The 12,272-nt window shown below is 64.7% G+C and carries 15 protein-coding genes; 5 read left to right on the top strand and 10 right to left on the bottom strand.

Translation table 11 applies throughout. The annotated features are described in order from the left end of the window. Nucleotides 1–3: 3 nt before the first annotated feature. The 9 genes from AC1VVK_RS23225 to AC1VVK_RS23185 are packed head-to-tail and all read right to left on the bottom strand — an operon-like array spanning nucleotide 4 to nucleotide 7,020. Nucleotides 4–1,719, bottom strand: coding sequence for a complex I subunit 5 family protein (locus AC1VVK_RS23225; protein WP_482905533.1), 1,716 nt, complete (start codon nucleotides 1,717–1,719; stop codon nucleotides 4–6). Next, nucleotides 1,716–2,051, bottom strand: coding sequence for an NADH-quinone oxidoreductase subunit K (locus tag AC1VVK_RS23220; RefSeq protein WP_482905532.1), 336 nt, complete (start codon nucleotides 2,049–2,051; stop codon nucleotides 1,716–1,718). The genes AC1VVK_RS23225 and AC1VVK_RS23220 overlap by 4 nt, the downstream gene beginning before the upstream one ends. After that, complete coding sequence (locus AC1VVK_RS23215) at nucleotides 2,048–2,980, bottom strand: hydrogenase subunit MbhD domain-containing protein (RefSeq protein ID WP_482905531.1); 933 nt, start codon at nucleotides 2,978–2,980, stop codon at nucleotides 2,048–2,050. Before AC1VVK_RS23215 ends, AC1VVK_RS23220 begins: the two co-directional genes overlap by 4 nt. Continuing rightward, complete coding sequence (locus tag AC1VVK_RS23210) at nucleotides 2,977–3,273, bottom strand: monovalent cation/H(+) antiporter subunit G (RefSeq protein WP_482905530.1); 297 nt, start codon at nucleotides 3,271–3,273, stop codon at nucleotides 2,977–2,979. Before AC1VVK_RS23210 ends, AC1VVK_RS23215 begins: the two co-directional genes overlap by 4 nt. Next, nucleotides 3,270–3,542 carry an MrpF/PhaF family protein gene (locus AC1VVK_RS23205; protein ID WP_482905529.1) on the bottom strand — a complete coding sequence of 91 codons (273 nt, stop codon included), beginning with the start codon at nucleotides 3,540–3,542 and terminating at the stop codon, nucleotides 3,270–3,272. The genes AC1VVK_RS23210 and AC1VVK_RS23205 overlap by 4 nt, the downstream gene beginning before the upstream one ends. Further along, nucleotides 3,535–4,056 (bottom strand): Na+/H+ antiporter subunit E, encoded by a 522-nt coding sequence (locus AC1VVK_RS23200; protein WP_482905528.1) that lies wholly within the window; start codon nucleotides 4,054–4,056, stop codon nucleotides 3,535–3,537. The genes AC1VVK_RS23205 and AC1VVK_RS23200 overlap by 8 nt, the downstream gene beginning before the upstream one ends. Nucleotides 4,057–4,069: 13 nt before the next feature. Continuing rightward, nucleotides 4,070–5,311: an arginine deiminase gene (locus AC1VVK_RS23195; RefSeq protein ID WP_482905527.1), complete on the bottom strand. Its 1,242-nt coding sequence runs from the start codon at nucleotides 5,309–5,311 to the stop codon at nucleotides 4,070–4,072. Nucleotides 5,312–5,336: 25 nt separating this feature from the next. Then, the gene (locus tag AC1VVK_RS23190) at nucleotides 5,337–6,767 is read right to left on the bottom strand and encodes a basic amino acid/polyamine antiporter (protein WP_482903582.1); all 1,431 of its coding nucleotides are present in this window, start codon (nucleotides 6,765–6,767) and stop codon (nucleotides 5,337–5,339) included. A gap of 58 nt (nucleotides 6,768–6,825) precedes the next feature. Then, entirely contained in the window at nucleotides 6,826–7,020 is a 195-nt protein-coding gene (locus tag AC1VVK_RS23185) for a hypothetical protein (protein WP_482905526.1), read from the bottom strand. Nucleotides 7,021–7,449: 429 nt separating this feature from the next. Between AC1VVK_RS23185 and AC1VVK_RS23180 the strand changes: the two genes are divergently transcribed. From AC1VVK_RS23180 to AC1VVK_RS23160, 5 genes are read left to right on the top strand one after another with little or no spacing between them, the layout of a single operon-like run. Continuing rightward, entirely contained in the window at nucleotides 7,450–8,253 is an 804-nt protein-coding gene (locus tag AC1VVK_RS23180) for an SDR family NAD(P)-dependent oxidoreductase (protein WP_482905525.1), read from the top strand. Between the two features lie 14 nt (nucleotides 8,254–8,267). Then, the gene (locus AC1VVK_RS23175; protein WP_482905524.1) at nucleotides 8,268–8,798 is read left to right on the top strand and encodes a nuclear transport factor 2 family protein; all 531 of its coding nucleotides are present in this window, start codon (nucleotides 8,268–8,270) and stop codon (nucleotides 8,796–8,798) included. Beyond that, on the top strand, nucleotides 8,795–9,829 hold the full coding sequence (locus AC1VVK_RS23170; protein WP_482905523.1) for a zinc-binding dehydrogenase: 1,035 nt from the start codon (nucleotides 8,795–8,797) through the stop codon (nucleotides 9,827–9,829). The genes AC1VVK_RS23175 and AC1VVK_RS23170 overlap by 4 nt, the downstream gene beginning before the upstream one ends. Before the next feature lie 17 nt (nucleotides 9,830–9,846). Continuing rightward, entirely contained in the window at nucleotides 9,847–10,683 is an 837-nt protein-coding gene (locus tag AC1VVK_RS23165) for a sugar phosphate isomerase/epimerase family protein (RefSeq protein ID WP_482905522.1), read from the top strand. After that, nucleotides 10,676–11,482 (top strand): SDR family NAD(P)-dependent oxidoreductase, encoded by an 807-nt coding sequence (locus AC1VVK_RS23160; protein WP_482905521.1) that lies wholly within the window; start codon nucleotides 10,676–10,678, stop codon nucleotides 11,480–11,482. Before AC1VVK_RS23165 ends, AC1VVK_RS23160 begins: the two co-directional genes overlap by 8 nt. Nucleotides 11,483–11,492: 10 nt before the next feature. Here AC1VVK_RS23160 and AC1VVK_RS23155 read toward each other — a convergent pair whose 3' ends face one another. Continuing rightward, nucleotides 11,493–12,131 carry a TetR/AcrR family transcriptional regulator gene (locus tag AC1VVK_RS23155; protein WP_482905520.1) on the bottom strand — a complete coding sequence of 213 codons (639 nt, stop codon included), beginning with the start codon at nucleotides 12,129–12,131 and terminating at the stop codon, nucleotides 11,493–11,495. Nucleotides 12,132–12,272 lie beyond the last annotated feature (141 nt).

The following is a 12,272-nucleotide window of genomic DNA, read 5'->3' as shown; positions in this document are numbered from 1 at the left end:
AACCTATGCGGCAGTTCCGGTTTGCAGGAGCCACCCCATTGCTGCCGCAAAAGCGAACAGGGAAAGGCTGGCGGCTGGCCACTGCCGTAACACGCCATCGAAATCTTCGACGAGCCCGCCGAAAAATGCGGCCTTGCCCGGTCGCACGGAAGACGGCCGCTGTGCGAAACCCCAGGCCAAGAGGCAGCCGCCTCCTGTGACGAGGAAGATTGTCAGCAGTTCAACCGGTGCGAGCGGGTTTGAAATCAGCTCGCTTGGCAGACCGATCCCGGGTACGGCTGCCACGAAGCCGAGTAGCAGCGACGCCAGTGCCAGTGCCAGCGCCGTACATTCCGACAACCGCGAGACGCGGGCAATCTCTCGCCCCGGAGCCACGGGACTTGCCAGCAAGCGTCGCAGAACGAGCACCGTATAGCCCGCCGTGAATGCGGCTCCGCCCTGCAAGAACGCTGTCCACCACCATTGGCCCTGGTCGGCCGCCGCTGCCAGAAGCAGCTTCTTGGCAAGATAGGCGCCGCTGGGAACCACGCCCATCAGCGCCAGTCCGGCCACGGCGAAAGTCAGCGTCGTGATCGGCAAGGCCCGCGCCGCACCGCCCAGTTCGGCAATGCGGTCATGCCCGAGCGCTTTGTAGAACAGGCCCGCCGCCATGAACATGCTGGCTTTTGCGGTGGCGTGCGATGCCGCTTGCAGCAGTCCGGCGGTCAGCACGTTGCCGCCCGACATTGCTCCGGCGCTCGCGTCGAAGGCGAGCGGGAACATCAGGAACAGATAACCGATCTGCGCAACCGTTGAATAGGCGACCAGCAGCTTGAGCCGTTGCTGCCGCAGCGCAACGATGCTTCCAACCACGATCGCCGCCGCCCCCATCGCACCGAGCAGCTGCGCAGCGCCGAACGTGACGACGCCGGGCATGACATCGAACCATAACCGCACGATCAGGAACCACGATCCCTTGATGACAAGGCCGGAAAGGATCGCGCTCGCCGCCGCCGGGGCCCCGGCATGGGCCGGCGGCAGCCAGATGTGGAGCGGAAACAGCGCCGTCTTGGCAAGCAGTCCGGCGGTCATCAGCGCGAGCACGGTCCGCGTCACAAGGCTCGGCTGGATCACGCGTGACAGCAGTTCGATGTCGAGCGTGCCGTAGACGCCAAAGATCAGCACCGTGCCCAGCAGATAGAGCAGCGAACCCATCAGCGCGAACAGCAGGTAACGCAAGGCCGCTCGCAAGGTCTCGGCGCGGCCGTCGAGGCAGACCAGCGGGACTCCGGCAAAAGTCAGAAGCTCCAGCCCCACGTAAAGCGTGAATAGATCACCGCTGACAAAGATGAGATTGAGCGATCCCCACACCGCGAGCAACAGCAGCCAGAAGGCCAGCGGTGCCCGGGCTTCCACCAGGCCTTCGGGCACCGCAAAATCGCGGCGCGCGTAAAGCGCGATGGCGGCTACGACACCTATCACCACCGCCATCATCCCCGCCGCCAGCCCGTCGGCGCGCAGCGCTACGCCCAGCGGAGGTGCCCAACCGCCGAGCCGGTAGACCAAGGGAGCGTGGGCAACCTGAGGCCCTATTGCCGCGACTGTCACGACCACGCAGACAATAGTGATGGCGGCAACGCGAGGCGTATTGCGGCCGCCCGCCATCAGCGCCAGCATCATGCCCACGAACGGCAGCAATACGGCCAGAACGATGAGCAGCCCTGCCGGAGTTTCCGTCATGCAGGAGGATCGGCGTCATGGCGGGGCGGCGTTTCGGCCAAAGTGGTCCGGTCGGTCACCGAACGCAGCCGCAGCAGCATCGCCGTCGCCATTGCCGTGGCCGAGAACGCCACGACAATGCCGGTAATCAATATGGCGTGCAGGACGGGATCGCCGCCGAACCCAGCCTCGGTGCCGCGACGGGCGAGGGTTCCCGCCAATAGGAACACGCCGCTTCCCACGATGTTGAAGGCGAGGATCTTGCGCAAAGGCGAGGCGTGGGCGATCAGCCCGAACACACCCAGCCCGATCAGTATGGCGGCGGCGAGGCCGTGAAGTGTGGCGCTGGTCATGCTTCGGCCCGTTTCCGCAGCGGGGGCGGGATCAGCAGTGCCAGTATCAAGGTCAGGGTGGGCAGCAAGGCGATCTCGATCGTCACGATCAGCGGCTTGGCATAGGCGGCGGGTAGCCCGAGAAACGCTCCGGTGCTCGCTACGCCATAGCCGCCGACAAGAATGAAGCCGATGGGACCGGCGATCAGTCCCGCCCGCAGCCATCTGGAGCTTACCGGCGGCGTCTTGCCGAGCCCGGCGGATATGATCAGCAACCACATGGCCGCGAGGATCGTTGCTGCCTGGAATTTGCCGCCCGGCTGGTCGGCGCCCGCCCAGAAGATATAGATCCCGATCACCAGCCCGATCGGAGGCAGCACGCGCGCGATATAGGCGAGGATGCCGTTGGGATTGGCGGTTTGCGGTGCCCCGATCCGCCCGGGCCATTCGGCATCGGGCGCCAGAGACCAGACGGCGATCAGCGCGAGCAGCAGCACCACGGCTTCGAGCAGGGTATCCATCGACCGAAATGCCAGCAGCACGGCGGTGATGGGATTCTGGACGCCCGTTGCCGCGATATTCCCGGCCACCAGGGACGCCAAACTCGGCGCCGGAGAAGGCAAGGCCAGGACGCATGCGGCCAGAATTGCGGCCATGGCGGCACCAACCCCAATAGCGATGACGAGAGTTCCTACGGTTGCAGGCGCCACCGGCGCCGCCGATTTCAACCGCCGCGCGGCGCCGATCATCAGCGCGCCGGTGAGCCCTCCACCGATTGCGGCCTCGGTCATGGCAACATCGATGCCCTGCAATTGCACCCACACCAGACCCAGCAGCATCCCGTAGGCAATGAAACCCGCCACGGCTGCAAACGTGTTCGTGCCCAGCACGACCCATGCCGCTAGCCCGATCAGCAGCAGGAGTGCCGCGCTGTCCAGCCACGCGGTCACGGCTTGAAGTCTCCGGATTGGCGGATCAGGTGCGCAACCAACTGGGCCAGGCATGCTCCGGACAGCATCGCCAGCAGCCAGACGAAGATCATCTTGGCGCCGTCCGCAATGCCTGCGAGCCTCGGCAGCAGTCCGATCACCACCAGCCCGAGGCCCAGATTATCGGCCTTCGTAAGTGCATGAAGCCGCGAAAGCGCATCGGGGAAGCGCAGCAGGCCCACGGTTCCGGCAAGAAAGAACACGACGCCCGTGCTCACCAGAACGATCGTCCAGAGATCGAGGAGCAAGGTCATTCGTCTCCTCCTCCGCTGTTCGGGCTGATGCCTCGCACGAAGGCCAGCCCGGCAAACGCCGAGAGCAGAGCGACGATAAGCGCGACATCAATCACCGCCGGCTGCCGTGTCACGGCGCCGAAGATCAGCATTACCGCCGTGCTGCCGGTGCCGAGCAATTGCACCGCCATCATGCGATCGGCCTCGCCGGGGCCGCGCAGGAGGCGCACCAGCCCGACCGCGACCACCACCAGGATGGCGCAAGCCGAGCCGAGCAGAAATTCAGTCATGCCTGCGGCCCGCAATCAGGGCGCGCGCCATCAGTCTTTCCTCTGCCCACAACTGCTGGACGACAGGGTTGCGGAGATCGAGGCAGTGATAGGTGAGAACGCCATCAACCTCGCCGCAGGGCACCGTGCCGGGGATCAGGCTCGTAATGGTGGCGAACGTGTTGCGTGCCAGACCTTCCGGAAAGCCAAGCGGGCAGGCGATGAAACCGGGCTGGATCGGCAATCTCGGGTCAAAGACGCGGCGGGCGATGTCGAAACCGGCCCGCACCGATTGCCAGATGAAATGGGGCATCAGGGCCGCCATGCTGACGAAATGCAGGCAGCCGGTCGCGGGCGGGAATGTGCGCAAGCTGAGCCATGTTGCCGCGCTGGCAGCGCCGGCGCCGACCAGCAGGTCGGTAGGCCGGGCGCTGGGCATCATGATGAGCCAGAGTGCAAGATAGCTGATCCCGCGCGCGATCGTGGCCGCGCTGCGTGACGGCAATTTTCCGGTCGATGCCGTGCCGTCCGTCATTTCGGATTTGCCGTTACTCAGCGGCATCGCGAATGATGGGGCACGTCATGCAATGCCCGCCGCCCCGTCCGCGTCCGAGTTCGGCGCCGGAGATGGTGATGACCTCGATCCCGGCCTTGCGCAGCAGGGTGTTGGTATAGACGTTGCGGTCATAGGCGAGCACCACGCCGGGCGAGACGCAGACGAGGTTCGCGCCCGAATCCCACTGCGTGCGCTCGCGCATGTAGTGGGTGCCGCCGGTCTCCACCACGCGCATGTTGTCGACCTTGAGCGCGCGGGCGACTGCCGCCACCCAGCCGCCTTCCTCGCGCCGCACGTCGAAGCCGCCGTTGGCACCGGGGCGGATCATGTAAGGGGTGATGGTGTCGACGATGTCGGGATAGATCAGCACGCAGTCGCGGTCGGCAAAGGTGAAGATCGTGTCGAGGTGCATCGCCGCGCGCAGCCGGGGCATGCCCGCCACCAGGATCTGGTCCACCACGTCCTGCTGGAACAGCGAGCGCGCGAGCAGCGCGATGCCCTGGCGCGAGGTGCGCTCGGACATGCCGATCAGCAGCGTGCGGTTGCCCGCCGGCATCACATCGCCGCCCTCGATCGTGGCCAGGCCGTGATCCTCTTCGGGATTGCCGTGCCAGATCTTGGTCTTGCCCGCGAAGTCGGGGTGGAACTTGTAGATCGCCGTGGTCAGCAAGGTCTCGTCCTTGCGCGCGGGCCAGTAGAGCGGGTTGACCGTGCAGCCGCCGTAGATCCAGCAGGTGGTGTCGCGCGTGTAGAGCGTGTTGGGCAGGGGGGTGATGAGGTACTGGGTAATCCCCGGCGTCTCGCGGATCAGCGCCATCAGCGCGCTGGAGTGGCTTTCGGGGAACTCCTCCACCGACAGGCCGCCGATCAGGATCTCGGCCAGTTCGCGGTGGGGCAGGCCTTCGAGATAGCTGCGCACATCGGTCAGCAGGCCGAGCCCGACCTCGTTCTCGGTGACGCGGTGGTCGAGGATCCACTTGCGCGCCTCGGGGATGCCGACGGTGGTGGTCAGCAGGTCGTGCATCTCCACCACATCGACGCCGCGGTCGCGCATCTTCTGCTGGAAATCGAGGTGGTCGCGCTTGGCCGCGTCCACCCAGAGCACGTCATCGAACAGCAGGTCGTCGCAGTTGGACGGGGTCAGCCGCTGGTGCGCGCGGCCCGGCGCGCAGACCATGACCTTGCGCAGCTTGCCGACTTCGGAGTGAACGCCATAGGGAGTGTCAGTAGACATGGGGGGAGGCTCCTGTTGGATCGGATCACGGAACGATGCGGCCGGTGAGCAGCCCGGCAAGGCCGACCAGCCCTCCGACCAGCACCACCAGGAAGATCACCAGCTCGACCGGCTTGAACAGCCGCACGCCCTGTTCGCGCCGGGCCCAGACGTAGAGGATCAGGGTGCCCGGGATCAGCAGGATCGCCACGAGCATGACATGCTCCAGCCCCGCCGCCACGAACATCACGACCGAATAGAACGCCGCCACCCAGGCGATGAACTGGTCGCGTCCGGCCTCACTGCCATCGGCGCCATACCCCTCGCGGCGGCGGGCGATCAGAACGCCGTAGCCCGCCACCAGCAGGTAAGGCAGCAGCGCGCTGACGCTGGTGAGGTCCAGCATCAGGTTGAAGGCATCCTGCGACCAGTAAGTCGAGATGACGAAGAGCGAGACGACGATGTTGGACAGCCACAGCGCATTGGCGGGCACGCGGTTGCGGTTCTCTTCGGAAAACAGCCGGGGCATGTCGCGCGACTTGGCGGCGGCGAACAGCACTTCGGCGCAGATCAGCGACCAGGCGAGATAGGCGCCCAGCACCGAGACCAGCACGCCCACCGAGATGAACACGCTGCCCCACGGGCCCACCACTTCCGCCAGCGCGCTGGCGAGCGAGGGCTGGCGCAGCCCGGCCACCGCCGCCTGCGGCATCACCGCATAAGGCAGCAGCGTGACCGCGACCATCAGCCCGGTCACCCCCACGAAGCCCAGGATCGTGGCGGTGCCGACATCGGCGCGGGTGCGGGCAAAGCGCGAATAGACGCTGGCGCCCTCGATGCCGAGGAACACGAAGACGGTGATGAGCATGGTATCGCGCACCTGCGCCACCAGCGTCTTCTCTGGCATGCCTTCGCCGCCCCAGAAGTTGGCAGCGAACGTGTCCCAGTGGAACGCCAGCAGCATCAGCAGCAGCGCCGCCAGGATCGGCACGATCTTGGCGATGGTGACGACGAAGTTGATGAAAGTGGCCTGCTCGATCCCGCGCAGGATCATGAAGTGGAAGGCCCAGATGCCGACCAGCGAGACGCCGATGGCCACCGCCGAACTGCCGTCTCCGAACACCGGGAAGAACTTGCCGAGCGTCGCGCCGATCAGGACCCAGTAGAACACGTTGCCGAGAATGGAGCCGAGCCAGTACCCGAAGGCGGAAAGGAACCCCATGTAGTCCCCGAAGCCGGCCTTGGCATAAGCGAAGACGCCAGCATCGATATCGGGCTTGCGCGCGGCGAGCGCCTGGAAGACCCGGGCCAGCGCGTACATGCCGGTGCCGGCGATGAGCCAGGCGATGATCGCCCCGAACGGCCCCGTCGCCGAACCGAACCGCGCCGGCAGATTGAAGATCCCCGCCCCGATCATCGAACCCACCACCATCGAGGTGAGCGAAAACAGCGAGATCTTGTTATCCTGGCTCGGCATCTACGTCTCCCGGCGTGGAATTTCGATGGGTCGCGGCAGTATCCGGTAAAAAGCTGCTTCAGGGGGCGAGAGACGTTCGACGTTGCATGGCCGTACGGATTTGGGAGGCGAGCGCGTTCTTTGAAAACTGCCGATGAAGTGGATCGGCTACTGCATTGGGACGGAAAGCCGATCCTTCGACTTCTTCTGCACCGGCTGGAGACGGCGCGGGAGCCGCCTGCCAGGCGGCAAGAATGGTGAAGTCGGAGTTCATCCTGCTCTCCCGGACAGTCGCGACCAAGGGTGAAAGCAGCCCTAAGCGACGCATTGCCAAAAGAAATAGTTGTATAAAATCGGTCCCTTGGCAAGCGGCAAATAGTTCTCTTTATTTCTGGTAAATTCTCTTGGCAGCCTGCCTGTAAACCAAGAGCAACATTGAAAATTCCAATCTATTTGTGCCGAGATCGCATCGTATCCAGTGCGCAAGTCATTACGATCTTTAGGCCGCGAAAGCGCGCACGGCCATCACGGGGTCAGCTTGCGTGAGCGATGGCATTGATGGGGGCGAGCACGGACCTTGCCCGAACGACAGTCGGGCAGTCCGACCTTACTATGCCGGATGGTTATAATGATTTGACGCATATTATAGTATCGGCATTCCGATCGGGCTGCCTAGAACTCGCCTCAGGAGAGGTGAGAACGCATGGACAGCAAGGAACGCTATGGCCCTTGGGCCGTCATTTCCGGTGCATCGGAAGGGACAGGCAAGGCTTTTGCCCATCTGCTTGCAAGCAAGGGCATCCATTGCCTGCTGATCGCGCGTCGGGAAGCGCCGCTCGAAGAACTCGCGGATGACCTGACGCGGCAATATGGCATTGAGACGGTCATAGCCGCGATCGATCTTGCCAAGCCCGACGCCTGCGACCGGATGATGACTGCAGTTGGCGATCGCGAGGTCGGGTTGTTCGTCAGCAATGCCGGCTCCGATCCGAACGCGGCCCGCTTTCTGGAACAGGACCTCTCGGCATGGGTCGATCTGGTCGAGCGCAACGTCACCACAATGATGAAATGCAGCTATCATTTGGCCGGGCCGATGAAGGCGCGCGGCCGGGGCGGTGTGCTGCTGGTCAATTCGGGTGCCTGTTACGGCGGTTCTACCGCCATGGGGACCTATTCCGGCAGCAAGGCCTTCACCCTGTGCTTCGCCGAAGGGCTCTGGGCCGAATTGCGGCCTCACGGTGTGGATGTCCTCACTTTGGTGATGAGCCGGACCGATACGCCCGAATTCCGCCGCGTTCTCGCCCAGCAGGGCATGCCTGTTCCGGACGATATCGCATCGCCGAACGATGTCGCCCGTCTGGGCCTTGAGCGATTGCCGCATGGCCCGATCTGCAACTGGGGCGAGGAGGATGACGAGAGCGGCATGTCGGCCACGTCCGCGGCGCAAAGGCGCGAAAGGGTTGTCATGATCGACAAGGTTACCAGCCAGCTTTTCGGCCGTTCGTGATGGAGGACGTGCAAATGAATTCCGCAGCTCTCGTCGAGGATCTCGCCGCGCGGCAGGCGATCACCGATCAGATCTATCGCTATTGCCGGGCAATGGACCGGATCGACCATGAACTGGGCTATGCAGTCTGGCACGCAGACGGAACCGCCGACTATGGAGAGGCCGTGTTCCAGGGGCTCGGGCGGGACTTCGTGGACCACGTCTGCAAGCAGCACGGCGGGCTGCTGACCCACTCGCATCAGGTGACGAACATCGTCATTGAACTGGACGGTGCGCAAGCGGCGAGCGAGGCCTATGTCACAGCAACCCTGCGGATGGAGCGCGGCGGCAAGCTGCTGCAAATGACCGTGCTCAGCCGCTACGTCGACCGCTGGTCGCGGCGGGAAGGCCGCTGGGCGATCGACCATCGCATCACCGTCACTGACATGGACGAAATCCGCGAAGTCACCCCGATGAAGGCGCACGATCGCGGCAGGAGGGACATGGACGACCCATCCTACGCGGTTTTGACCGCAGGACAGACGAATTACGGAGACAGGACATGAAGGCAGCCTATATCGAAAACGGCAAGGTGCTGGTCGGCGAAATGGCCGACCCGACCCCCGGCAAGGGGCAGGCGCTGGTCAGGACGCACAGCTGCGGCATGTGTGCATCGGAAGCGCACTTCCTCCACGCCGGGCAGAATATCATCGATCTGTCGCGGCGGCTCGGCGGGCCTTATGCGGCGCTCGATTTTGCGCTCCCGTTCGTGCCCGGCCATGAATATGTCGGCGAGGTTCTCGATTACGGTCCGGGCAGCAAGCGCACGGTGAAGCCGGGACGCAAGGTGACATCGGTGCCGATCATGCGGCAGGACGGCGCCCATGCTGTGATCGGCTTCAGTCACGACTGCCCCGGCGGTTGGGGAGAGCTGATGCTCCTTGACGAGGACATCATGATGGAAGTGCCGTCCGACATGGACGACGATCATGCCGCGATGATCGAGCCGCTGGCGGTGGGGTTGGAACATGCCCGTCGCGGGCGTCCGGACAAGAACGATGCCGCGCTGGTCCTCGGCTGCGGGGCGATCGGCCTCGGCGTGATCGCGGGGCTCAGGATGATGGGTGTTGCGCCGATTGTTGCCGCCGATTTCCATGAGGAGCGTCGCAAGCAGGCGATAGCGATGGGCGCCGATATCGCCGTCGATCCTCGCGAAATCGATCCCTATGCGCCGCTGCCCGCCTTTGGCGGACGCAAGGTCAACCTGATCTACGAGAATGTCGGCCAGCCCGGCATGCTCCAGCGCATCATCGAGGCGGCGCCTTTCGAAGGGCGGATCGTCATGGGCGGATATTGCATGGAGCAGGAGCATCTGCTGGTGTTCGCCGCGCAGAACAAGCGGCTCAATATCCAGTTCGCCGGCGGCGAGGAACCGCAGGACATGGAACTGGCCATGCGTGCGATTGCCGATGGGCGCATCGACGTGACGCCGTGGCTGGGAGCCCGCATCGGACTCTCGGGCGTTGCGAAAGCGGTGGGCGATATGTCCGGGCCCGTCGCGCCGGTGCGGACCGTCGTCGATCCGCGAACGATCTGACGGCAGGGAGAACGCCCATGGCCCGGCTGGGTATCGAAATGATCAGCGTGTTCGGTCTGCCCCCGGTCGAATTCGTCCACCTGGCCGCCGATCTGGGCTGCCGGCACATCTCGACCGGGCTGACCGCGGCGGGGTACAATCCCCACGGTTATGCGCCGTTCTCCCTGCGCGATGACGCGGCGCTGCGGCGGGCGACGATTGCGGCGATGCAGGAGCGGGGCATCACCATTTCGCTGGGCGAGGGCATGAATGTCCGCGCGGGCAGCGACGTGCGCGATCTGGCCGGCGACCTTGATGTGATGGCCGAACTGGGCGCCGAGCGGATCAATACGGTCAGCCTCGATCCGGACCTTGCCCGCAGTTTCGATCAGTTCGGCATCCTTGCGGAGATGGTCGCGGCGCGCGGGATGGAGACGACGGTCGAGTTCGCGCCGTCGCTGTCGGTCGCGGACCTGCCCACCGCGCTGGATGCGCTGCGCCATGTCGGGCGGGCGGATTTCCGACTGCTGGTCGATACGATGCACCTCGTCCGATCCGGGGCCGGGGCGGCCGACCTCGCGGCGCTGGATCCAGATCTGATCGGCTACATCCAGTTCTGCGATGCCCCGCTGGAACCGCGCTTTGAAAGCTATTTCGAGGAATCGATGTTCGAACGGGTGGCTCCGGGTGAGGGTGAACTCGGCCTTCGCGAGATCGTCGCGGCGTTGCCGCACGACCGGGTCTATGCGCTGGAGCTGCCCTTGCGTAGCGAGGCGGAAGTGGGGGTCGGTCCGCATGCGCGGCTGTCCAAATGCGTGGAGGCCGCGCGCCGCCTTTTGGCTGAAGTACATGGGGAGAGCACTGCGAATGCCTGATTTCAAGGAGCGCTACGGTCCTGTCGCGCTGGTCACCGGGGCATCTTCGGGCATCGGCGCGGCTTTTGCGGAGGCATTGGCGGCGCGGGGGCTGGACCTTGTGCTGGTGGCGCGGCGTGTCGAGCGCTTGCAGGAACTCGCGGGCCGTTTGGCGCGTGACCATGGCGTGGGTGTGGAAGTCTGCCCGGTCGACCTTGCGCGACCTGACGCCGCCGAACGGATGCTTTCGGCCACGGCGGCGCTCGACGTGGGGCTTGTCGTCAGCAACGCGGGCTTTGGAATGAAGGGCGATCACGCCGACAACGATCCGCTGGCGATGGCCGAGATGTTGCAGGTCAACTGCAATGTGCCGATGCAACTGACGCGCGGCTTCGCGCCCCGGCTGCGGGAGCGGGGCAGGGGAGGCGTCATTCTCACCAGTTCGGTCGAGGGCCTGATCGGGTGCCCCTATTCAGCCGCCTATTCCGCGACCAAGGCCTTGGTGAAATCGCTGGGCGAGGCGTTGTGGGCGGAATTGCAGCCGGACGGGGTCGACGTGCTGACGGTGTGCCCCGGTGCCACGGAATCGGAAGCGGCGGCGCGCGCGGGTGTCGATCCTGCGACTCTGCGCAACGTGATGAAGGCCGAGGATGTTGCCGAACTTGCGCTCGACAATATCCGCAACGGGCCCACGTTCATCAGCAGCGAGCATTATCGCGCGACGTTCGACAAGCTGCTGTCGATGCCCCGGCGAGACGCGTTGATGGCGATGGCGGCCGGAATGAAAGGTTCGGCGACGGGCCAGAATCGCGGAGGTTGAGGCTTTCCAGCTATTGCGGTGCCGCTGGCCTGCCGATCCCGTTGACGATCAGCGCTGCGAGGAAACGGGCGTGGCGGGCATTGTCGCGCGCATCTTCGGACGGATCGGCACGGATCTCAGTGCCCAGCAGAGTCATCACCATGATGAGCCGGGCGCATTCCTCGCGGTCCGTATTGTCGGCCAGCTCGCCGCGTGCCTGTGCGTCGGCCAGCATCGCGCTCAGTGGGGCGTGGAACATCGCGTGGGACGCCTCGATCAGTTCCTCGCGCAGTTCCGCCATCGAGCCGGGGTTCATTGACAGCGCCTTGCGGAACGCCTGGGCGTGGGGGCGCGCAAGGACTGCCAGCGCTTCCAGCACATAGCTGCTCAGGCGCTGCTCCAGCGAACCGGACAAGTCGAACGTGATCGGCCCGGCATTGCCCAGCACTTCACGCACGGCATCGACGAAGAGATCGGTCTTGTTGGAGTACCGTGCATAGACGGTCTTGCGTGACAGTCCCGCAGCCTTGGCAACGGCATTCAGCGAAGCAGCCTCACCCTTTTCCAGCAGTTCGTGGAGCGCGGCGTCGCGGATCGCGCGGTCTATCGAGGCAGCTTCCTCCAGACTGGGCCTGCCCTTGCTGCGGGCTTCCTGAACGGATTCTTCCATTGTCGCTGCTGCCCCCTCCGGCGTTCGTCGATGGCTGTCATAGCCGCATCCGCGATCGGTGGCCAAGGATTAAAGAAACATCATTGTATATTTAAATTCGCGCTGCTACCCGCAGCCCATTGAGCAACATCGTGGGCGCAA

This window comes from Novosphingobium sp. BL-S-32 (assembly GCF_056857055.1).
The sequence above is the reverse complement of the archived record's forward strand: the minus strand, read 5'-3'. Positions and strand labels throughout refer to the sequence as shown.

Excerpts from the sequence above, each read along its gene's own strand:
- AC1VVK_RS23225 (WP_482905533.1), bottom strand. The coding sequence starts at position 1,719 with ATGACGGAAACTCCGGCAGGGCTGCTCATCGTTCTGGCCGTATTGCTG.
- AC1VVK_RS23220 (WP_482905532.1), bottom strand. The coding sequence starts at position 2,051 with ATGACCAGCGCCACACTTCACGGCCTCGCCGCCGCCATACTGATCGGG.
- AC1VVK_RS23210 (WP_482905530.1), bottom strand. The coding sequence starts at position 3,273 with ATGACCTTGCTCCTCGATCTCTGGACGATCGTTCTGGTGAGCACGGGC.
- AC1VVK_RS23205 (WP_482905529.1), bottom strand. The coding sequence starts at position 3,542 with ATGACTGAATTTCTGCTCGGCTCGGCTTGCGCCATCCTGGTGGTGGTC.
- AC1VVK_RS23200 (WP_482905528.1), bottom strand. The coding sequence starts at position 4,056 with ATGACGGACGGCACGGCATCGACCGGAAAATTGCCGTCACGCAGCGCG.
- AC1VVK_RS23195 (WP_482905527.1), bottom strand. The coding sequence starts at position 5,311 with ATGTCTACTGACACTCCCTATGGCGTTCACTCCGAAGTCGGCAAGCTG.
- AC1VVK_RS23190 (WP_482903582.1), bottom strand. The coding sequence starts at position 6,767 with ATGCCGAGCCAGGATAACAAGATCTCGCTGTTTTCGCTCACCTCGATG.
- AC1VVK_RS23185 (WP_482905526.1), bottom strand. The coding sequence starts at position 7,020 with ATGAACTCCGACTTCACCATTCTTGCCGCCTGGCAGGCGGCTCCCGCG.
- AC1VVK_RS23180 (WP_482905525.1), top strand. The coding sequence starts at position 7,450 with ATGGACAGCAAGGAACGCTATGGCCCTTGGGCCGTCATTTCCGGTGCA.
- AC1VVK_RS23175 (WP_482905524.1), top strand. The coding sequence starts at position 8,268 with ATGAATTCCGCAGCTCTCGTCGAGGATCTCGCCGCGCGGCAGGCGATC.
- AC1VVK_RS23170 (WP_482905523.1), top strand. The coding sequence starts at position 8,795 with ATGAAGGCAGCCTATATCGAAAACGGCAAGGTGCTGGTCGGCGAAATG.
- AC1VVK_RS23165 (WP_482905522.1), top strand. The coding sequence starts at position 9,847 with ATGGCCCGGCTGGGTATCGAAATGATCAGCGTGTTCGGTCTGCCCCCG.
- AC1VVK_RS23160 (WP_482905521.1), top strand. The coding sequence starts at position 10,676 with ATGCCTGATTTCAAGGAGCGCTACGGTCCTGTCGCGCTGGTCACCGGG.
- AC1VVK_RS23155 (WP_482905520.1), bottom strand. The coding sequence starts at position 12,131 with ATGGAAGAATCCGTTCAGGAAGCCCGCAGCAAGGGCAGGCCCAGTCTG.